This window comes from Rhodococcus opacus B4 (genome assembly GCF_000010805.1).
Lineage (GTDB): Bacteria > Actinomycetota > Actinomycetes > Mycobacteriales > Mycobacteriaceae > Rhodococcus_F > Rhodococcus_F opacus_C.
In genome coordinates this window covers 3,610,102-3,629,856 of sequence record NC_012522.1, presented here as the reverse complement: position 1 = coordinate 3,629,856, position 19,755 = coordinate 3,610,102, and the positions used below count along the sequence as shown (strand labels likewise).

Here is a 19,755-nt window from a genome sequence, read left to right as displayed (position 1 = left end):
CACATCACAAAATCACGAACGAAACGTTCCGATTTTTGACATTCTCTGCCGTTTCCGGCGTACCCCTGAAGGAGGATCACGCATGAGCAAGAAGAAGAACGGTGCCGATCGCACCGCGGTCACCGGTGTACAGAAGATGACACCGTCCGAGGCGTTCGTCGAGACGATGGTCGCCAACGGCGTGACGGACATGTTCGGCATCATGGGGTCCGCCTTCATGGATGCGATGGACATCTTCGCTCCCGCCGGAATCCGGCTCGTCCCGGTCGTCCACGAGCAGGGCGCGGGACACATGGCCGACGGATACGCCCGGGTCAGCGGACGGCACGGCATGGTGATCGGTCAGAACGGTCCGGGCATCAGCAACTGCGTCACCGCGATCGCCGCCGCGTTCTGGGCGCACAGCCCCGTCGTCATCGTCACCCCCGAGGCCGGCACCATGGGAACGGGCCTCGGCGGCTTCCAGGAAGCCAACCAGCTCCCGATGTTCCAGGAGTTCACCAAGTACCAGGGTCACGTCAACAACCCGAAGCGCATGGCCGAGTTCACCGGCCGCTGTTTCGACCGTGCGATGTCGGAGATGGGCCCCACGCAGCTCAACATTCCGCGTGACTTCTTCTACGGCGAGATCGAGACCGAGATCCCCAAGCCCACCCGGCTCGACCGCGGTCCCGGCGGCGAGTCGAGCCTGAACGAGGCAGCGGAACTGCTGGCCCAGGCCGAATTCCCGGTGATCGTCTCCGGCGGCGGCGTGGTCATGGCCGACGGCGTCGAGGAGTGCAAGGCGCTCGCCGAGCGTCTCGGTGCGCCAGTCGTCAACAGCTACCTCCACAACGACTCGTTCCCCGCCAGCCACCCGCTGTGGACCGGCCCGCTGGGCTACCAGGGGTCGAAGGCCGCGATGAAGCTGATCAGCCAGGCCGACGTGGTGCTCGCGCTCGGCACCCGCCTCGGCCCCTTCGGCACGCTGCCCCAGCACGGCATGGACTACTGGCCCAAGAACGCCAAGATCATCCAGATCGACGCCGACCACAAGATGCTCGGCCTGGTCAAGAAGGTGTCCGTCGGGATCTGCGGCGACGCGAAGGCCGCCGCGGTGGCGCTCACCGAGCGGCTCGAGGGCAAGGCACTCGCGTGCGATTCCAACCGCGAGGAGCGCAGCAAGAAGATCGTCGCCGAGAAGGCCGCGTGGGAGAAGGAACTCGACGAGTGGACCCACGAGCGTGATCCGTTCAGCCTCGACATGATCGCCGAACAGGAAGGCGAGGACGGCAACTGGCTGCACCCGCGCCAGGTGCTGCGTGAGCTGGAGAAGGCCATGCCGGAGGACGTGATGGTCTCCACGGACATCGGCAACATCAACTCGGTCGCCAACAGCTACCTGCGGTTCGAGAAGCCGCGCAGCTTCCTCGCCCCGATGAGCTTCGGCAACTGCGGCTACGCACTGCCGACCGTCATCGGCGCGAAGGCGGCGGCGCCCGAGCGGCCCGCGATCGCGTACGCCGGCGACGGCGCGTGGGGCATGAGCCTCGGTGAGGTCATGACGGCGGTCCGCCACGACATCCCCGTCACTGCGGTGGTGTTCCACAACCGCCAGTGGGGTGCGGAGAAGAAGAACCAGGTCGACTTCTACAACCGCCGCTTCGTCGCCGGTGAGCTCGAGAGCGAATCCTTCGCCGGGATCGCACAGGCGATGGGCGCCGAGGGCATCGTCGTCGACAAGCTCGAAGAGGTCGGTCCCGCACTGCAGCGTGCGGTCGCCGCACAGATGAACGAGGGCAAGACGACGGTCATCGAGATCATGTGCACCCGCGAACTCGGCGACCCCTTCCGCCGCGACGCGCTGTCGAAGCCGGTGCGCCTGCTCGACAAGTACAAGGACTACGTGTAATCCCGCACCGCGGGTAATCCAGCACCGCACCAGGTGGTCCCCGGCGCAGGCAGCCGGGGGCCACCTTCGCGTGCCCTGGTACCGACGATCCGTCGCGGACTGGATCTGGTCCTACCGGCGCCGGCATCCCACAATTCGTTGTCGAAGGTAATGGCGAAGTGGAAGTGGACGGTGGCGTTTCGTGGCATCAACGGTGTGGGATCTGTCGCTGCCCGCCCTTCTCTTCGCGCTCGGCGTCGTGGTGGCAGGCGGTGTCGTCCGCGGCTTCGGGGGATTCGGCGGCGCGATGGTGTGGGTGGCGGGACTCGTCGTCCTGCTCCCGCCGACGTCGGTGATCCCCACCGTGTTCGTCCTCGAGGTCGTCGCGAGCGCGGCGATGCTGCCTCAGGTGTGGCGACAGGTGCACTGGAAGTCGTTGCGCTGGTTGTTCGCCGGCACGCTGATCGGTATGCCGCTGGGAATGTGGCCGCTCACGCAGCTGTCCGGCGACCTGGTGCGGGTGCTGCTCGGTGTCGCGATCATCGGATCCGCCGTCGCCATGGCCGCCGTCCCCGACCGGCAGTCGCTGCCCGGCCCCGGGACGACCGCCGCGACCGGAGTGGCGTCCGGCCTCCTCAACGGCGGCTTCGCCCTCGGTGGTCCGCCCGCCGTCCTGATGTACTTCTCCGCGTCCTCCCACGTCGCCGCCGGACGCGCGTCGCTCGTCGTGTTCTTCCTCGTCATCGACGCATTCGGCGCCGCCGGATCGGCCGCGGGCGGTCTGCTCACCGTGCCCGTCCTCGCGCAGATCGCCCTGTTCACGCCGCTCTGCATGTTCGGCGCCGCCGCCGGGAAATGGCTGTTCGACCGCACCACCGCCGAGCAGGTCCGCCAGCGCGTGCTGTGGTTACTCGGCTTCCTCGGCGCCGCCGTCCTCGTGCAGGTGGCGTTGCGGTGACCGGGCTTGGCGATCACAGCGCTGTGGCCCCACCCTCGGTCGAAATCGAGTGGGGCCACGGCAGCTGTTCGTCAGGTCGCGGCTATCCGTGACGTTGCCGCCTCGTCAGGGTGTGACTGCTCGTCCGTGCCCTCCGTGTAGATGTCGCGGCGGCGGATGGCGAGTGTGCACACGGTACTGACAACCCCGACCACTACGGTGTATCCCATGATCAGCGACAGCCCACCGGCGGCCGAACCGAGGAGGGACGTGAGCACGAGCGGTGTCAGCCCGGATGCCACGATTCCCGAGAGCTGGTAGACGACGGAAATACCGCTGTAGCGGACGCGAGTAGGGAACAACTCCGCGAACAGTGACGACTCGGGAGCGTAGACGATCGGATAGAGGACACCGAGGACCAACACGATCGTGACGACGATGGCCGCTGTATTTCCCGTGCCGATGAGCACGAAGGCGGGATAGGCAGCAGCCGTGAGGATCACGATTCCCGCCGCGAATACGTGCCTACGGTCGAATCGGTCTGCCACCCTCCCGAAGATCGGGATGAATACGACCATGGTCGCTGCCGCGGCCATGACCGCCAGCAGCAGGGTCTGGCGGCTGAGGTGCAGCGTGCCGGTGCCGTACGCGATGACAAATACCGCCCACGTATTGAAGGCCACACCCTCGGCCCATCGACTACCCATTCCCAGCATCATGTTTCGCCGTGATTGCGGGCTCTTGATCAGGTCCAGAGCAGGCACCGTCGCCTTCTCCTCTACCGTCTCGAGCTTGCGGAAGGCAGGAGTCTCCATGACCTTGAGGCGGATGAAGAGGCCGACAGCTACCAGGATTGCGCTCAGCATGAAAGCGATTCGCCATCCCCAGGCGAGAAATGCGGCCTCCGACATTGCCAAGTTCAACGCCGCGAAGACACCGGTGCCCAACATCAGGCCGATCGCGAGGCCGATTTGCGGCAGGCTTCCGTAGAAACCGCGCTTGCCGTTCGGTGCGTACTCGACGGCCATCAAGACCGCCCCACCCCATTCACCGCCGATCGCGATGCCCTGCGCGAGGCGAAGTACCACCAGCAGAATCGGTGCCGCGATACCGATCGTGGCGTAACTGGGGACCAGCCCGATCAGGCAGGTCGCTACGCCCATGATCATCATGGTTGCCACCAGAGTCTTCTTCCGGCCGACACGGTCGCCGATGTGCCCGAACACGAGACCGCCGAACGGCCGGGCCATGAATCCGATTGCGAACGTGGCGAACGCAAGCAGCGTGCCCACGACCGGATCCGAGCCCGGGAAGAAGAGTTTGTCGAATACCAGCCCGGCCGCGATGCCGTAGAGGAAGAAGTCGTACCACTCGACTGTCGTTCCGACGATACTCGAGGCTACGACTGTGCGGATCTCGGATTTCGAGGGTTCGTGCTCGGTGTCTCGGGAGACGCTCACAACGACTCCCGGAATATGCTTGTGAGGGCACCCCTGGTTACCGGACGGGGCACGACGGCCAGCTGACGTGTCTGCTTCATCGTTCCGTCGACCAGTGTGTCGAGATGCTCCTCGCAGTATCCGAAACTGCGCAACCCGGCGGGCATTTCGATGTCCGTCATCAGCTCGCTCAAGACGTGCGCGAGTGCGTCCGCTCCGTCGGTCGTCGTGAAGGTCCGGCCGGAGAGAAGTTCGGCGGCACGCAGGTGCCGACTGGGGTCACTCGGGTAGGTCCATCGGAAAACCGCGGCGGCAGTGGCGGATACGGCCTGGCCGTGCGGCACCATGGGCATCGAGGGATAGCCCTCGGCCTGATAGTTCTCGACCGCGCCGGCGATCGGGTAGGCATTGGCGTGGGGCAGGTGGGTGCCCGCGTTACCGAACCCTGTTCCGGCGGAGGTCGAGGCCAGCGCCATCTGGTATCGAGCTTCCAGATCACGCCCGTTCATCACCGCACGTCGCAGGTACTTCCCGACCAACGAGAGGGCCTGCTCGCACCACGTGTCACTGATGGGGTTGGAACCGCAGAACGCGGGGCGTTTCATCGGGTCCTCAGGCGCAGGCTTGGCGTCGAACCGGACGCTGGTGTAACTCTCGAGCGCGTGGGACAGCACGTCCATCCCGCTCGCAGCTGTGACCTGAGAGGGCAGAGTGACGGTGGTCAGCGGATCAACTATTGCCAGCGTCGGCCGTAACCTGGGGTGACTGACCCCGGCCTTCAAGTGCAGTCCGAGGAAATCGATGACGCAGATCGTCGTCGATTCCGATCCGGTGCCCGCGGTGGTCGGTATGGCGATCAGGGGCTTGAGCGGAAGCCACGGTGCCCTACCTCCGCCGATCGGCGGGGTCACGTAGTCGAGCAGCTCTCCGGGGTGTGTGGTGAGAAGGTTGACAGCCTTTGCCGTGTCGATCGCGGAACCTCCGCCGACTGCAACGAAGGCGTCCCACTCCCGTTCGCGGGCGAATGATACGGCCTCGTCGATGCTCTGATCAGTAGGTTCGACCGCGACGCCGTCGAATACGTCTGACTTGATACCTGCGGCGATCAGCTGATCTCGGATTCGGTCGGGGATCCCGGTGTTTCGAACGCCCGGATCGGTGATCACCAAGCAGGATTCCGATCCCAGTGCGGATAGCTCGGCGCCGACCTCGTCCAATGCGCCGATACCGAATTTCAATGGCGGTGCTGCCCAGGTGAAGACGCTCTCGTTCTCGTTCGATTGGTACATCGTTGAGACTCCTTCGCTGTCACAATGTAGGGATAGCCCCCACACTGTGAACCGACGATAGGCCAGCGATGCGCATATGTGAAGTGCCTCACAAGAAGAATCTGGGGGATCCAGCGAAGAGCGGATCGAGACGCCACAGACCGGCGCCGGTGCCCACAGCGACAAACGCCCGGGTCGTGAAAGGGCCTCGGCTCAGCGGGACATCGCCCGGTTGACCGGGATGAACTGGGATACTTCCTTCGCCGCCTGCAGAATGCGGTCTCCGAGTGTCCGCACCCTCGACCTGGGCATTCGGACGGTGGGGACCTGGATCACCAGCGCCGCCTGCGCGGACCCGTCCGCATCCAGGATGGGTGCACCTACACAACGCACGCCTTCGACATTCTCCTGCTCGTCGATGCTGTACCCGCGGGCCCGAATCTCTCGGAGTTGTTCCGAGAGCTCATGGGGAGTGCTCAAGCTGTGCGGAGTGACCTTGGCGAGCTTGCCCGGGAGCGACTCGAGATACGCCTCGGCGTTCGGGGAGAACGCCAGGATCGCCTTGCCCGATGCCGTCGTGTACAGGGGGAACCGGGCGCCCGTATGCTGCTCGAACCTCAAGGGGAGTGTCGACTGCACCCGCATCATTACCACCGATTCCGCCCCTTGGCGGATGGATAGATTTACTGATTCCTGGGTTTCGGAGTTGAGTTGCTCCAGGATGGGTAGAGCCTTGTCCATGCCGAATCCGCGCTGGGCGGCCTGGCCGAGCAGCACCGTTCCGCTGCCGAGGTAGTAGCTGTCGGACATCGGATTCCGCGCTACGAGACCTTCTGAGATCAGGGCGCGGATAAGCCTGTTCGCCGTGCCGGACGACAATTGGAGTTCTGCGGCGATAGCACTGCCGCTGAGCTCGTCGGGTGACGACGCGAGCAACTTGAGCACGGCCAGCGCACGTCCGACAGATTGTGTGCCCGCAGGCAGGTCTTCGGTCACCACGCGATCCCATCCTCGTCTTACCTGCCCGTCAGTCGATGCTACCTGTTCGGTCGATGACCGAGAGTCGGCTCTCGTCGCAGGTCGGGCTGGTGGACCGCTACTCCCCCTTGACTTCGGAGGTCGCGGCGCCCGAATCGCGGTGGAACAGTCCGAGACTCAACACCGACCGCTGCAGGCCGTCGAGGGTGCGCGGGTCCCAGCCGGTCAGTTGCTGCCAGCGGTCGAGTCGGTAGGTGATCGAGTTCGCGTGCAGGTGGATGTCCCGGCCTGCGGCGCTGATGGAGAAGCCGTTGCGGGCGAAGGCCGACACCGCCTCGACGAGGTGTGGGTGGTCGGCGGCGACGGTGGCTCCCGGCTCCAACAGTGTCGTGAGTTCGGCGCGATGGTCTGCCAGGGTGGCGGCAACCCATTCGTCGGCGAATCGGACCACGTCACCCGTGGGGGACGCCAGCTGCAGAACCCGGCGCGCGTCCGTGATGCTCATCGCGGCTCCGGCGAGTCCGGGGCGGTCCAATCCGACTCCGACGGTGGTGCCCGGGTGACCGAGCCGAACCTCGCGGATGATGTCGTCGACCGGCGCGTGCTGGCTCAGGGCGACGATGACGGTGCCGTGCCCACTGCACTGAGTCGTCCCCGGGATCGTGTCCAGGGTGCGTTGCAGCCGTTCGAGCTGTGCTTCCGACCACTCCTCGGCGGCGACGCACACCGCTCGAAACCCCTGTTGCGGTGTGAACCCCAGCGCCTCCGCCAGCTCGCGCACGTCTCGGTCGTCCCCGTCGGCGGAGCTCGCCAGGGCCTCGAAGAACCGGTATCGCACGCCGGCGCGGATGGCCTGTTCGCTGCGGGTCGCGTCGGTGTGTCCGACGGCGACCGCACTGGTGGCGGTGTGGACGAGGTCCCACATCATGCCGCCCGCGCGCAACAGGTCGGTTGTCGGTTCGGCGGCTCTGGCGACCATCGTGTTCCACAGTTCGCGGGACGCGATGTGGTACGTCTCGATGACGTCGGACAGGGGCAATCCCTGCATCGCCCGGCGTCGGCCGAGCTGACGTGAACGCTCCAGGACGTCGTCGCCGAGGGGTTCGCTGTCCGCGAGGGCGCGCAGGGTCGCCGCGAGCTGCCGGGCGATGTATTCGTGCTGTTCGTCGATCGGAACGGCGGCGTACGACGGCAACTCGGCGCGGATCTGACGCACCGCTCGGTCGGTTACCGACTCGGTCTCCTCCGAGACCTGCCGACACAACCGTTGGATCGTGTCTTCACCCACGGACTCGGGCACTGTCCCCTCGCATTCCACACTCCCGTGAAATTCACGAACCGCTTCGGCGTTTTCCGGGATTCACCCATGGCCCGCGGGGAGTGACTCGGACCACACTAGTGCCAGAGTGCACGTCGACCGGCACCGGACCAACCCGCGACGCCGGTGGGCGCAGTCGGAATAGGAGCCAACAATCATGTCCAACGAGGCAAAAAGCGCCTTACTCGCGATAGGTGTCCCGTTCACCGGGGTTCTGGGCGGCATCGTCGCCCTGTCCGGATCCACGGCCACGGTCTTCGGAGTCCCGATCCTGTTCGCGTGGTTGTTCCTGTGGATGCCGCTCACCTCGCTGTGCCTGCATCTCGCCTGGAAGCTTTTCGACCGCAAGGACTTCGAAGCTGCCGAGCGCGCCGAATCGGCCGCTGCGAGCGCTGGGATCGGAGAACAGTCATGACCGCGGCCTTCTTCACGCTCGTGCTCGTTCTCGCCCTCGGGGCAGGCGTGCTGTCGCGACGCGGTAGCAAGAAGGAGATCTCCGACTACCTGGTGGGCGGCCGGTCGTTCGGTCCGCTGCTGGTCTTCATCCTGGGAGCGGGTGAGGCCTACAGCATCGGCACCCTGATCGGGTTCCCCGGCGGCGTATACGCCCACGGCGCGAGTTACGGCGTGTGGTTCATCGGCTACATCCTGCTGGCCTACCCGATCGGCTACTTCTTCGCGCCGTACCTGTGGCGCGCGGGCAAGCGATACGGCGCGATGACGCTGCCGGATGTCGCCGGGCGCCACTTCCGTTCGCGGGGGCTGGAATTGACGATCGCGGTCGCGTCGGTCGTGTTCCTCATCCCGTGGGGCCAGCTTCAGCTCGCCGGACTGCAGATCGCGCTGACCGGTCTGGGAATCTCCATCGACCCCACCGTCGCGGTCTTCGCGGGCGCGGCACTCGCGCTGCTGTTCCTCATGCTGTCGGGGGTCCGCGCGCCGGCGTTCGTGTCTTATGTGAAGGACACGGCCCTGCTGCTCGGCGCCGTCCTGATCGGACTGGCGGCCATCGTCCAGACCGGCGGTACCGAGAAGCTGTTCGCCGCGGCGGAATCCAGTGGCGGCACGGCCTCGCACTCCACCGTCACCGGGTCGTCGCTGACGTTCGTGCTGACGACGATCGTGTTCCAGTCGCTCGGGTTCTTCATCTTCCCGATCGTCGTGCAGGCCGTGCTCGCGGCGAAGTCCGAGGCGACGCTCAAGCGGGTGGCCAAGTTCAATCCGCTGTACATGCTGATGTACCCGTTCCTCGTCGCGGCCGCGTTCGGCGCGATCACGCTGCTGCCGACCAAGCTCGAGGGAACTGAATCCGACCAGGTGCTCCTGCGGCTGTCGAGGCAGGTGCTGCCCGACTGGCTGACCGGTGTCGTCGCCGGCGGTGCGGCCCTCTGCGCGATCGTGGTGCTGTGCGGGGCGGCCCTCGGCATCGGTGCGATCGTGTCGCGCAACATCATTCCCGGGATCCCGGAATCCCGCCAGCGGATCTGGGTGCGCGGGGTCGTCGTCGCCTATCTCGCGATCTCGCTGCTGCTCACCCTCGCAACACCTCAGCTTCTGCTGACCCTGGTCAACACCGCCTACTACGGTGTGACACAGGCCGCCGTCGTGTTCGCGACGATGGTCTTCGGCTGGAAACTGCGCCCGTCCGCCCTCGCCATCGGCGTGGTGCTCGGCGACGCCGTGGTGCTGTGGCTGTATCTCGACAAGCACGGCCCCGTGTCCGTGTGGCTCGCCGAGCACGGCGTGAACATCGGCGCGGCCGCCCTGGTCCTCAACATCCTGTTCGTGGTGGCGACGCGGCTGTTCTGGCCCGCCACCGACCCCGTCCGCGGCCTTCGCACCGAAGGTCGCACACCCGCCGTCGCCGTGGAATCCACGGCTGCCCCCAGTGAAGTAGGTGCCTGATGTCCCGAACACTCCTCACCGCCGATGCGATCCACACGCAGGACCCGTTGTCGCCGACGGTGGAAGCGCTGGTCATCTCCGGCGACCGTGTGCTCGCCACCGGCACGCGGAAGGACATGGCCGACATCGCCGGGATCGGCGCCCGCAGCCTCGACCTGCCCGGCGCCACGGTGATCCCGGGGCTCATCGAGTCGCACATCCACCCCACCTACGCCGGCCTCACCGACGGCTGGGCGGACTGCCGGACGCCCCCGTGCCGGTCGATCGCCGATATTCAGCAGGCGCTGCGTGCCTCGGCCGCCGGCAGCGGCTGGATCCGCGGGTGGGGTTACGACGACACCCAGATCGCCGAGGGACGGCATCCGACCCGGACGGACCTCGACGCGGTCAGCACCGACAGGCCGGTCATCGTGCTGCACATCTGCGGACACTTCGCCGTCGCCAACACCGCCGCACTCGCGGCGGCGGGCATCGACGAATCCACGGTGTCGGCGGACGACCCACTCTTCCCCCGCGGGGAAGACGGCAGGCTGACCGGGATGGCCTGGGAAATCGACGCCGTGTCGAGGCTGACCGCGGCGGTTCCCGCACTGACCGAGCAGCAGGTGAACAACGCTCTGCTGAGCAGTCTGCACTCGGCGCGTGCGCGGGGAATCACCACGATCCACGATCTCGGGGTGGGTCTGTCGGCGGGCGAGCAGGAGCTGACCGCCTACCGCTCACTGGACGCGTCGGGTGACCTACCGGTCCACGTCGTCGGGTTCCTCCGTGGTGACCTGGCGCTCGCGGCCCTCGACGACCGGAGAGTCACGTTCGAGCACGCGCCGGCGACCGGCACACACTTCCGGCTGGCAGGCGCGAAATTCTGGGCCGACGGATCGATCCAGGGACTGTCCGCCGCACTCCGCGCCCCGTACGCCTGCGACCCCGGGCATCACGGCGACCTGCTCTATCCCCAGGAGCAACTCGACGAGATGATCCTGCGGGTGCACCGCGCGGGTGGTCAGGTCGCCGTGCACGCCAACGGCGACGCGGCCGTCGGCGCCGCGATCACGTCGCTGCGGCGGGCGCAGGCCACCGACGGACGGGTGGGACGGCACCGCATCGAGCACTGCCAGGTGAGCGCGCCGAGCGACCTGGCCGCGATCCGGGAATCCGAACTCGGGGTGAGTTTCTTCGTCAACCACGTCTTCTACTGGGGCGATCGTCACCGCGACCGCTTCTTGGGCGCCCAGCGCGCCGCCGACATGGACCCCCTGGCCTGCGCCGACGAACTGGGTCTGCGATTCGGGCTGCATTCGGACTGTCCGATCACGCCGATGGATCCGCTGGCGACCATCCGCACCGCGGTCACCCGGATGACGAGGGGCGGCACGGTGCTCGGCGGGGACCAGCGGATCGGGGTCGATCGCGCGATCCGGGCGATGACCGTCGACAGTGCGTACCTGGTGCACGACGAGACCCGCGTCGGCACCCTGACTGCCGGCCGTCGTGCAGACCTGGTGGCGCTCGACGGCAGCCTCGGCGATCTCGGCGACGGTGCCGTCGACATACCCCGTCCGGCATTGGTGATGATCGACGGCGAATCGGCGCACCAACCGGTGTCCACCGGGTAACACGAAGACCAGGGCGGGGCCGGCGATCCGGCCCCGCCCTGCTCGTGCGAAAGGTGTAAGTGGCTCAGCGGGAACGGTTTCCCGTTACCGGCGCATACTCGCCTGGCACGCCTGACCGAGGAGGGCGATGCCTTCCTCGATGGAACGCAGGGGAATCGCCCCGTAGCCGATCCGGAAGTGGTTGCGCGGCGGCACGGGCTGGGTGAAGAAGATGTCGCCGCGTTCGATGAGGACGCCGCGGGCCTCTGCCTCCCGGGCGAGCACCCGGCAGTCCAGATTCTCCGGACCGGTCATCCACAGGCTGACCCCGCCCGGCGGGTACGGCTCCTGCGACCACGGCAGGTACTTGTCGACGGCCGCGCACAGCCGCTCCCATTTGTGTTTCATCTGGGTGCGGTGATGGCGCAGCGCCCGGTGATACTCCCCGCTGTCGATGAGCATCGCCAGGGCCCGCTGCTGGTGACCGGGTGGGTGGCGCAGCACGTACCGGCGGGCTTTGCGCAGTTCACGCACCAGATCCGCGGGTCCGACGAGGTAGCCCAGGCGCAGACCGGGGGCCAGGAACTTCGAGAACGTGCCGAGATACACGGCGTCGCCGCTGGAATCGAGCGCCTTGAGCGCCGGGCTGGGGCTGCCGTGGTAGCGGAACTCGCTGTCGTAGTCGTCCTCGACGATCACGGTGCCGGACTCGGCGGCGAGTTGCAGCAGGCGCTGGCGCCGGTCGATGCCGAGCGTGACGTTGGTCGGATGGTGATGGCTCGGCGTCAGATACATCAGGTCGGTGCCGCGCAGCGTTTCCGGTGGGCGCAGGCCGTGGGCGTCGACGTCGATGCCGTACACCTGAGCACCGGTGCGCAGGAAGATGTGTCGTGCGTCGAGGTAGCCGGGGTTCTCGATCGCGACCCGATGTTCGGGTCCGAGGAGAACGCGGCCGACGAGGTCCAGTCCCTGCTGGGAGCCGACGGTGACGAGCACTTCGTCGGCGGCGGCCTCGATGCCGCGCGAGGGCAGCAGGTGCTGGCGGATCATGTCGATCAGCATCGGATCGTCCGCACCGACGCTGTCCTGGAGGCTGGCGTAGGCGTGGGGTTGGTACAGCGCGTCGCGCAGGCACCGCACCCAAGCGCGGGCCGGGAAGCTGCGGATGTCGATCTGCCCCGCCAGGAACGGGTACGGATACTTGTGCCAGTCGAGGTTCTTCTCGATGTGCGGAACGTCGGCGTCGGGATAACGCCGGATGCGGGACGACCAGTCGATGCGCGGGATGGTCGCGCGGGCGTCCGAGGCCAGCGTCTCGATCATGTCGGGATTGACGAACATCCCCGAACGCTGGTGGCTCTGCACCAGACCCTCGGCGATCAGTTCCTGATAGGCCAGGTTGATCGTGTTCCGGGAGATCGCGAGATCGACCGCGAGTTCACGCGAACTGGGCAGTCGATGGCGCGGATCGAACAGTCCGTTGGCGATGCCGTGTTCGATCGCCCGCCGAACCTGGCGGTACAGCGGTTCGGCGGAATTGCGGTCGATCTCGATCAGCGTTCTCGGCACGCATCGCCTCCTGTCGAACCCGCGGTGGCCGGACGGACGCCGACCCGGCACGCCGAGAAGTTCTCGTGCGAGCACTTCTCAGTATGCCGGGCCGGCGGTGAAATCAAACGAGGTGGAGCGCCTCGTCGACGCCGATCGACTCGATGCCGAGTGCGGCACCGACGGCGTCGTTGGTCAGGCGCCCGGAGATCGTGCTGACTCCGGCGCGCAGTGCGGCGTTCTCCCGGGCCGCACGGGCGAGGCCCTTCTCCGCGATCTGCAGCGTGTACGGCAGGGTCACGTTGGTGAGTGCGTACGTGGAGGTGTGGGGCACCGCGCCCGGCATGTTCGCCACGCAGTAGAACACCGAGTCGTGGACCTTGAACGTGGGCTCCGCGTGGGTGGTGGGACGCGAATCCTCGAAGCAGCCGCCCTGGTCGATCGCGATGTCGACGAGCACGCTGCCCGGCTTCATCCGCGAGACCAGCGAGTTCGAGATGATCTTCGGGGCCTTCGCGCCCGGCACCAGCACGGCGCCGATGACGAGGTCGGCCTGCATGACCTCCTGCTCGATCGAGTAGGAGTTGGCGGCGAGCGTGCGGATCCGGCCCTGGTACATGCGGTCGGCGGCGCGCAGCTTGTCGACGTTCTTGTCGAACAGGACGACGTCGGCCCAGGTGCCCGCGGCGACGGCGACGGCGTTCATGCCCGATACGCCGGCGCCGATCACGACGACCCGCGCCGGGGACACCCCGGACACGCCGCCGATCAGCACACCCCGGCCACCCTCCGGGCGCATGAGTGCCTGCGCGCCGACGAGGGGGGCGAGCCTGCCGGCGACCTCGCTCATCGGGAACAGCAGGGGCAGCGAACCGTCGGGAAGCTGAACCGTCTCGTACGCAACGGAATTGGTGCCTGCGGCGAGCAGCGCCCGGGTGCACTCCTCGCCCGCGGCGAGGTGCAGGTAGGTGAACAGCGTGAGGTCCGAACGCATCCGGTGGTATTCCTCCGCGATGGGCTCCTTGACCTTCAGCAGGAGTTCCGCGCTCTGCCACACGGCGTCGGCGCTGTCGAGGATCTTCGCGCCGGCGGCGCCGTAGGCGTCGTCGCCGATCGACGAGCCTTCCCCCGCACCGCGTTCCACGAACACATCGTGCCCGTGGGCAACCATCTCGTGGACACCGGCGGGAGTCGCCGCCACCCGGTACTCGTGGTTCTTGACTTCCTTGGGGATACCGATCCTCATCTGAGACCTCCGTTAGCTGGGGCTGTTCGCCGCTCCGGCCACGTCGTGGTGTCCGGGCGATACCGAAGTCTGGATCAGACTGGCATGGGACCAGAAGGACCAGTTGGGCGTCGTCTACGGGGACCAGTCTGGACCCATCGAATACCGCTCTTCTGGTTCTGACCTGCGGTCCACCCCGTCGGTATGTTGTGGATCACAGCCATTCGACAACGAAGGAGATGGTCGTGGACGTTACCGAATTGCGAGCACGGGCCCGCCGGCACCTCGGACCTCATTTCACCCGCAAGGACACCTGGGAGAGCGACTTTCCGGTGTTCGTTCGCGGCGAGGGCAGCTATCTGATCGACACCGAGGGGGACCGTTTCCTCGACGGTCTGGCAGGTCTGTTCTGTGTGAACATCGGTCACGGCCGCGACGACATCGCGAAGGCGGCGAGCGAGCAGATCGGGACGCTGGCGTACGCGTCCAATTGGGGCAGCGCCCACATTCCCGCGATCGAGGCGTCCGCGCTGATCGCCGACCTGGCGCCCGGCGACCTCGGGACCACGTTCTTCGTCAACTCCGGTTCCGAGGCCGTGGAGACGGCCGTCAAGTTCGCCCGGCAGTACCACCGCAGCCAGGGCAACCCGCAGCGAACCAAGATCATCAGCCGTGAGATGGCCTATCACGGAACCACTCTCGGCGCCCTCTCGGTGACGCAGCTGCCCAAGATCAAGGATCCGTTCGGCCCGCTGCTGCCCGGCGTGCGCTCGGTACCCAACACGCTCGGGTTCCTCGGCGACTGCGGCCCGGCGAACGAACTCGACTGCATCGCCGCGATCGAGGCCGTCATCGAGGAAGAAGGCGCCGAGACCATCGCCGCCGTGTTCGCCGAGCCGGTCCAGAACGGGCGCGGCGCGCTGGTCCCGCCGGACGGATACTGGCCCGCACTGCGCGCGCTGTGCGACAAGCACGGGATTCTGCTGGTCTCCGACGAGGTGATCTGCTCGTTCGGTCGCCTCGGGCACTGGTTCGGGCACGGACTCACCGGTGTGGTTCCGGACATGATCACGTTCGCGAAGGGTTCCACTTCCGGATACGCCCCGCTCGGCGGCCTGATCGTGCGTGAGCAACTGGTGCGTGAGCTCTACGATTCGCCCAAGGGCGGCGTGTTCACCCACGGCGCGACGTGGGGCGGACACCCGGTGTCGACGGCGGTGGCGGTCGCGAACATCACCGCGATGCGGGACGAGAACGTGCTGGGCAACGTCGCCACCCGCGGCCCGAAGCTGAAGACGGCACTCGATTCGCTGATGAGCGCGCACCGGTGCGTCAAGGACGTGCGCGGAACGGGATACTTCTACGCGATCGAACTGATGGCCGACAGCGACAGCGGCCGCGAGTTCACCGAGCAGGAGTCGCTGACCGTGCTGCGCAAGGTGCTGCCCGAGGCGTTCGCCCGCACCAAGGTGATCCTCCGCGGCGACGACCGCGGCGCCACGATGCTGATGATCTCGCCGCCGCTCGTCGCCGACGACGAGGTGCTCTCGGAACTGCTGCACGGCATCGACAGCATGCTCACCGACATCGAGAAGGCAATCCAGCCGTAGGGTATCGAGTTCCCTCATTCCAGCGGGTGGCGGTCGTCGACCATCGACGGCCGCCACCCCATTTTTCGTACCGATGGGAGAGCGAGGCCATGGCCCCGGGCGTCACCGCTGCACCTACCTACACTGCACGACAGAATGATTCGTCGCTGATCGACGGCTGGGTCGCCGCTCTGCGGGGGCAGAACCGGATCGTCGCTCTCGCGGACGGCGAAGACGAACGCGCGATCCGTGCCGCCCATACCCTGCACCACAAGTGCGTCGTCTCGCCGCGACTGTTCGGACGGCGGGACGTCATCCGGCGTATCGCCGAAACCGCGGGAGTCCCGCTGGCCGAGGAGTTGATCGTCGACATCGCCGACGCCGCCGCCGATCCCGCGATCCGCGGAGCCGTCGAAGCCGGGTTCGCCCGGTATCCCGACCGGATCGTACCGGCGCTGTCCGATCCGGTGTGCCTGGCCGCGGCGGCGCTGCGTGCCGGAGTGGTCGATGCCGGAGTCGCGGGTGCGGGCAGGCCGACGTCCGACGTGCTGCGGGCCGGACTGCGCATCGTGGGCCTCGCGCCCGGGTCGAGCATCCTGTCGAGTGCGTTCCTGATGTTGCTGCCGGACGGCCGGCAATTGACCTTCTCCGACTGCGCCGTCGTGCCCGACCCCACGGCCGGCGAACTGGCCGACATCGCACTGGCGGCCGGCGCCACCCACTTCCACCTCACCGGGCAGACACCGATCGTGGCGATGCTGTCGTTCAGCACCCAGGGCAGCGCGAGGCATCCGCGCGTGGAGAAGGTCCGCGAGGCCGCGGATCTGGTCCGTGTCCGGGACCCGCAACTGCACGTCGACGGAGATCTGCAGTTCGACGCCGCGCTGGTCGCCGAGATCGGCGCGTCGAAGGCCCCGGACTCCCGGGTCGCCGGTCGCGCCAACGTCCTGGTGTTCCCGAACCTCGACGCCGGCAACATCGGGTACAAGATTGCTCAAAGGCTGGGGGGTGCAATAGCCTTGGGACCGATCCTGCAGGGTTTGGCCGCACCGTGGAACGACCTCTCCCGTGGATGCACCGACAGCGACATCGAATTGATCGCTCTGGTGAGCGCAGTCCAATCCCTGGCCACCTGAGAGCCGAACCGGCCACCCGCCCGAGAAGGGAGTCGCGATGACCATGCTCCTCGTGGGTGCGCTGTGCATCGGGATCGCCTCGGTCATCGGCGGCGCCACCGGGTTCGGGACGGCACTGATCGCGACACCGGTGATGCTGATGGTCGGATTCGCCGTTCCCGAAGTGGTATTCGTCAACCTCACGGCCGGATTGATCACCCGGATCGGCGCGGCATACCAGTTGCGGGAACACATCAGCTGGGGGCGGGTGGCATTGCTGGGTGGTGGCAGCCTGCCGGGTGCCTGGCTGGGTGCGGTCACTCTCGGTCTGCTGCCGGAGCAGTATCTGAAGCCGGCGGCAGGCATCGTGGTGATGCTGTGCGGGCTGGCGATGGCACTGCCGACCCGGTCGGACACCACCCGGACGCCGTCGACGACCGCCCACGTCCTCACGGGTTCCGTGGGCGGCTACCTCGGAACGACGACCTCCCTCAACGGACCGCCACCGGTCCTGCTGATGATGCGTGCGCGACTGCCACCGCTGGCGTTCATCGCCGATCTCGCAGGCTATTTCATCGTCGCCAACATCATGGCCCTCGGTGTCCTGTGGTTCCACGACGAGATCACGGAGTCGATGTTCTGGCCGCGCCTCCCGATTTTCGTGACGGCGGCGGTGATCGGCAACGTCGCCGGGCTGGCGATCGCGCGACGACTTCCGCCGGGCGTGTTTCGTTCCGCGGTCATCGTGCTGGTGATCGCCGCAGGTGCGACGACGTTCCTCCTCGGATGAGTGTCGCTCAGTTCTCGGCACCGACCCGGCGGACCAGCCGCACCAGTTCGCCTGCGGGACCGTCGAGCTGACGCGCACCACGCCACACCGCCCGGAGAACCCGGTCGAGTTCGAGACCGTCGACGTCGATCACCTTCAGCTCGCCCGCCGCGACCTGCTCCGCGACCGCAAGGGTGCTCATCACGGCGGGTCCGACCCCGGCGAGCACGCTGGTGCGAATCGCGGCGGCGCTGCCGAGTTCGAGAAGCGGTGCCGCCCGTTCGTATTCCTGCAACGCCACGTCGAGGGTGGTCCGGGTGCCCGACCCCGGTTCCCGGACCAGGAGCGGGGTCAGCGCCAATTCGCCGACCGACAGCGCCTTTCGGCGTCGCGCCCACGGATGGGTGGGGTGAACGACGACGACCAGCCGGTCGCGTGCCACCGTGAGACTCTTCAGCGGGCGCGGCACCGTCGGCGATTCCACGAATCCGACGTCGCAGATCCTGCTGTCGATGCGCTCGAATACCTGAGTCGAGTTGTGCACCTGCAGGTGAATGGTGACGTCGGGGTGCAAGCGGCGAAACTGCCCCAGCCACCCCGGCATCAGATGTTCCGCCACCGTCATGCTGGCGCCCACCGTCAACTCGGCCGAGCGTTCCGCGCGCAGCCCCTCGGCCACATCGAGCAGCCGGCGGGTATCGGACAGCACCCGGCGCGCCCAGTGCGCGATCACCGTGCCCTGCGGCGTCAGTATCGAGCCCGTCGGGCTGCGCTGCAGCAACGTCATGCCGAACTGGCGCTCGAGTTGTTTGATGGCACGACTCGCATTCGGTTGCGCCATTCCCGCGAGTCTGGCGGCAGCGCTGAGGCTTCCGTGGTCGTCGACGCCGACGAGCAACTCGAGCACGGGAAACTCCGGCCATTTACGGGGCATACGTCGAGTATATGACCACACCGCAAGACATATCGGATTGATATGTGTTCATGCCGAAATGACGACTATCGCAAAGTGCCGCAGTGACGGACCGTAGGAGCATGAGCAGTCAACTGAGCGAATCGAAGTCCGAGGAACAGCGTGTCGAGAACGCGGGAACGCTGCCGCGACTGCAGACCGCCACGGCCACTGTCCTTCCGGGCCTGGCGTTGTGCGCCGCCGCCACCGCCCTGGCGATGGGTATCGGCCGGTTCGTGCCGACGGTCAGCCCGCTGCTGATCGCGATCGTGCTCGGCGCCGTTCTGTCGAACGTCGCGAAGTTGCCCGAGCGGCTCCGCCCGGGACTGCAGTTCTCCGCCAAGAAACTGCTCCGGGTCGGCATCGCCCTCCTCGGGCTGCAGTTGATGCTGAGCGACATCCTCGGACTCGGCTGGGGCGTCATCGTCGTGGTCGTCTCGATCGTCTGTCTGGGCATCGTGGGCACGATGTTCGCAGGCAAACTGCTCGGCCTCAGCTGGACGCAACGACTGCTCATCGCCTGCGGATTCTCGATCTGCGGTGCGGCCGCGGTCGCGGCCGTGGACGGGGTCGTGGACGCCGACGAGGAAGAGGTGATCACCGCGGTCGCGCTCGTCGTCATCTTCGGCACCCTCATGATCCCGGCGATCCCCCTGCTGTCGCGGGCGCTCGGACTCTCCGACACCGACGCCGGCCTGTGGGCGGGCGGGTCGATCCACGAGGTCGCGCAGGTCGTTGCGGCCGGTGGGGCGATCGGCGGTGCCGCCCTCGGCGTCGCCGCGGTGGTCAAACTCGCCCGCGTCCTCATGCTCGCGCCGGTCATGGCCGTGCTCAGCGTGCGGCAGCGCTCCCTCGCCGGCAACGACGCCGACGTGAAGCGGCCGCCGCTCGTCCCGCTGTTCGTTCTCGCATTCCTCGCCTGCGTCGGCCTCCGGTCGTCCGGTCTGCTGCCCGCGGGCCTGCTCGCCGACGCCAAGATCCTGCAGACCGCGCTCCTCACCGCCGCGATGTTCGCCCTCGGCGCCGGCGTTCACGTCTCCACGATCAAGAAGGTCGGCGCCCGCCCCTTCGTCCTCGCCACCATCTCCACCCTCTGGGTGGCCTCGATCGCGCTGGTCGGCGTGCTGCTCGCGGGGTGAGCACGCCCCCACCGCCCCCCTTCCGCCGGACGAACGGGACGCTCGTTGCGTCAGATGCAACGAGCGTCCCGTTCGTCGCGCGTGGATCCGGGATGGCCGGGGGATCGG

At 67.2% G+C, this 19,755-nt stretch carries 16 protein-coding genes; 9 read left to right on the top strand and 7 right to left on the bottom strand.

Annotation, left to right across the window (positions count from 1 at the left end; genetic code table 11):
• The first annotated feature begins 82 nt into the window (after window positions 1-82).
• A complete protein-coding gene (gene xsc / locus ROP_RS16540) occupies window positions 83-1,891 on the top strand; it encodes a sulfoacetaldehyde acetyltransferase (protein ID WP_012690549.1) in 1,809 nt (602 codons plus the stop codon).
• A gap of 181 nt (window positions 1,892-2,072) precedes the next feature.
• Window positions 2,073-2,828, top strand: coding sequence for a sulfite exporter TauE/SafE family protein (locus tag ROP_RS16535; protein WP_012690548.1), 756 nt, complete (start codon window positions 2,073-2,075; stop codon window positions 2,826-2,828).
• Between the two features lie 71 nt (window positions 2,829-2,899).
• Here ROP_RS16535 and ROP_RS16530 read toward each other — a convergent pair whose 3' ends face one another.
• The 4 genes from ROP_RS16530 to ROP_RS16515 form a co-directional block, all read right to left on the bottom strand.
• Window positions 2,900-4,267: an MFS transporter gene (locus ROP_RS16530; RefSeq protein ID WP_012690547.1), complete on the bottom strand. Its 1,368-nt coding sequence runs from the start codon at window positions 4,265-4,267 to the stop codon at window positions 2,900-2,902.
• Window positions 4,264-5,535, bottom strand: a complete 1,272-nt coding sequence (locus ROP_RS16525; protein WP_012690546.1) for a hydroxyacid-oxoacid transhydrogenase — start codon at window positions 5,533-5,535, stop codon at window positions 4,264-4,266. Before ROP_RS16525 ends, ROP_RS16530 begins: the two co-directional genes overlap by 4 nt.
• Window positions 5,536-5,727: 192 nt before the next feature.
• Window positions 5,728-6,513, bottom strand: coding sequence for an IclR family transcriptional regulator (locus ROP_RS16520; protein ID WP_050785082.1), 786 nt, complete (start codon window positions 6,511-6,513; stop codon window positions 5,728-5,730).
• A 97-nt stretch (window positions 6,514-6,610) separates the two neighbouring features.
• Window positions 6,611-7,792 (bottom strand): PucR family transcriptional regulator, encoded by a 1,182-nt coding sequence (locus ROP_RS16515; protein WP_012690544.1) that lies wholly within the window; start codon window positions 7,790-7,792, stop codon window positions 6,611-6,613.
• Between the two features lie 175 nt (window positions 7,793-7,967).
• Here ROP_RS16515 and ROP_RS16510 point away from each other — a divergent pair, with 175 nt between their 5' ends.
• Genes ROP_RS16510 through ROP_RS16500 form a run of 3 tightly spaced genes read left to right on the top strand, consistent with a single transcriptional unit; the run spans window position 7,968 to window position 11,331 of the window.
• Complete coding sequence (locus ROP_RS16510; RefSeq protein ID WP_012690543.1) at window positions 7,968-8,225, top strand: DUF3311 domain-containing protein; 258 nt, start codon at window positions 7,968-7,970, stop codon at window positions 8,223-8,225.
• On the top strand, window positions 8,222-9,715 hold the full coding sequence (locus ROP_RS16505; protein WP_012690542.1) for a sodium:solute symporter family protein: 1,494 nt from the start codon (window positions 8,222-8,224) through the stop codon (window positions 9,713-9,715). The genes ROP_RS16510 and ROP_RS16505 overlap by 4 nt, the downstream gene beginning before the upstream one ends.
• Window positions 9,715-11,331: an amidohydrolase gene (locus ROP_RS16500; RefSeq protein ID WP_012690541.1), complete on the top strand. Its 1,617-nt coding sequence runs from the start codon at window positions 9,715-9,717 to the stop codon at window positions 11,329-11,331. Before ROP_RS16505 ends, ROP_RS16500 begins: the two co-directional genes overlap by 1 nt.
• A gap of 84 nt (window positions 11,332-11,415) precedes the next feature.
• Here the strand turns inward: ROP_RS16500 and ROP_RS16495 are convergent, their stop codons facing one another.
• Window positions 11,416-12,879: a PLP-dependent aminotransferase family protein gene (locus tag ROP_RS16495; protein WP_012690540.1), complete on the bottom strand. Its 1,464-nt coding sequence runs from the start codon at window positions 12,877-12,879 to the stop codon at window positions 11,416-11,418.
• Between the two features lie 103 nt (window positions 12,880-12,982).
• On the bottom strand, window positions 12,983-14,104 hold the full coding sequence (ald, locus tag ROP_RS16490) for an alanine dehydrogenase (RefSeq protein WP_012690539.1): 1,122 nt from the start codon (window positions 14,102-14,104) through the stop codon (window positions 12,983-12,985).
• 218 nt (window positions 14,105-14,322) lie between these two features.
• On the opposite strand from ald, the gene ROP_RS16485 reads away from it, so the two are divergent.
• The 3 genes from ROP_RS16485 to ROP_RS16475 all read left to right on the top strand — a co-directional run bounded on the left by ROP_RS16485 (window position 14,323) and on the right by ROP_RS16475 (window position 17,577).
• On the top strand, window positions 14,323-15,693 hold the full coding sequence (locus ROP_RS16485; RefSeq protein ID WP_012690538.1) for an aspartate aminotransferase family protein: 1,371 nt from the start codon (window positions 14,323-14,325) through the stop codon (window positions 15,691-15,693).
• 89 nt (window positions 15,694-15,782) lie between these two features.
• Window positions 15,783-16,808: a phosphotransacetylase gene (locus tag ROP_RS16480; protein WP_012690537.1), complete on the top strand. Its 1,026-nt coding sequence runs from the start codon at window positions 15,783-15,785 to the stop codon at window positions 16,806-16,808.
• Window positions 16,809-16,845: 37 nt separating this feature from the next.
• Entirely contained in the window at window positions 16,846-17,577 is a 732-nt protein-coding gene (locus ROP_RS16475; protein WP_012690536.1) for a sulfite exporter TauE/SafE family protein, read from the top strand.
• 7 nt (window positions 17,578-17,584) lie between these two features.
• On the opposite strand, the gene ROP_RS16470 is transcribed toward ROP_RS16475, so the two are convergent.
• Window positions 17,585-18,490, bottom strand: a complete 906-nt coding sequence (locus ROP_RS16470; protein ID WP_012690535.1) for a LysR family transcriptional regulator — start codon at window positions 18,488-18,490, stop codon at window positions 17,585-17,587.
• A 101-nt stretch (window positions 18,491-18,591) separates the two neighbouring features.
• Here ROP_RS16470 and ROP_RS16465 point away from each other — a divergent pair, with 101 nt between their 5' ends.
• Complete coding sequence (locus ROP_RS16465) at window positions 18,592-19,647, top strand: YeiH family protein (protein WP_012690534.1); 1,056 nt, start codon at window positions 18,592-18,594, stop codon at window positions 19,645-19,647.
• Window positions 19,648-19,755: the final 108 nt, after the last annotated feature.

Excerpts from the sequence above, each read along its gene's own strand:
- ald (WP_012690539.1), bottom strand. The coding sequence starts at position 14,104 with ATGAGGATCGGTATCCCCAAGGAAGTCAAGAACCACGAGTACCGGGTG.
- ROP_RS16480 (WP_012690537.1), top strand. The coding sequence starts at position 15,783 with ATGGCCCCGGGCGTCACCGCTGCACCTACCTACACTGCACGACAGAAT.
- ROP_RS16475 (WP_012690536.1), top strand. The coding sequence starts at position 16,846 with ATGACCATGCTCCTCGTGGGTGCGCTGTGCATCGGGATCGCCTCGGTC.
- ROP_RS16505 (WP_012690542.1), top strand. The coding sequence starts at position 8,222 with ATGACCGCGGCCTTCTTCACGCTCGTGCTCGTTCTCGCCCTCGGGGCA.
- ROP_RS16465 (WP_012690534.1), top strand. The coding sequence starts at position 18,592 with ATGAGCAGTCAACTGAGCGAATCGAAGTCCGAGGAACAGCGTGTCGAG.
- ROP_RS16500 (WP_012690541.1), top strand. The coding sequence starts at position 9,715 with ATGTCCCGAACACTCCTCACCGCCGATGCGATCCACACGCAGGACCCG.
- ROP_RS16485 (WP_012690538.1), top strand. The coding sequence starts at position 14,323 with ATGGTCGTGGACGTTACCGAATTGCGAGCACGGGCCCGCCGGCACCTC.
- ROP_RS16525 (WP_012690546.1), bottom strand. The coding sequence starts at position 5,535 with ATGTACCAATCGAACGAGAACGAGAGCGTCTTCACCTGGGCAGCACCG.
- ROP_RS16470 (WP_012690535.1), bottom strand. The coding sequence starts at position 18,490 with ATGCCCCGTAAATGGCCGGAGTTTCCCGTGCTCGAGTTGCTCGTCGGC.
- ROP_RS16510 (WP_012690543.1), top strand. The coding sequence starts at position 7,968 with ATGTCCAACGAGGCAAAAAGCGCCTTACTCGCGATAGGTGTCCCGTTC.
- xsc (WP_012690549.1), top strand. The coding sequence starts at position 83 with ATGAGCAAGAAGAAGAACGGTGCCGATCGCACCGCGGTCACCGGTGTA.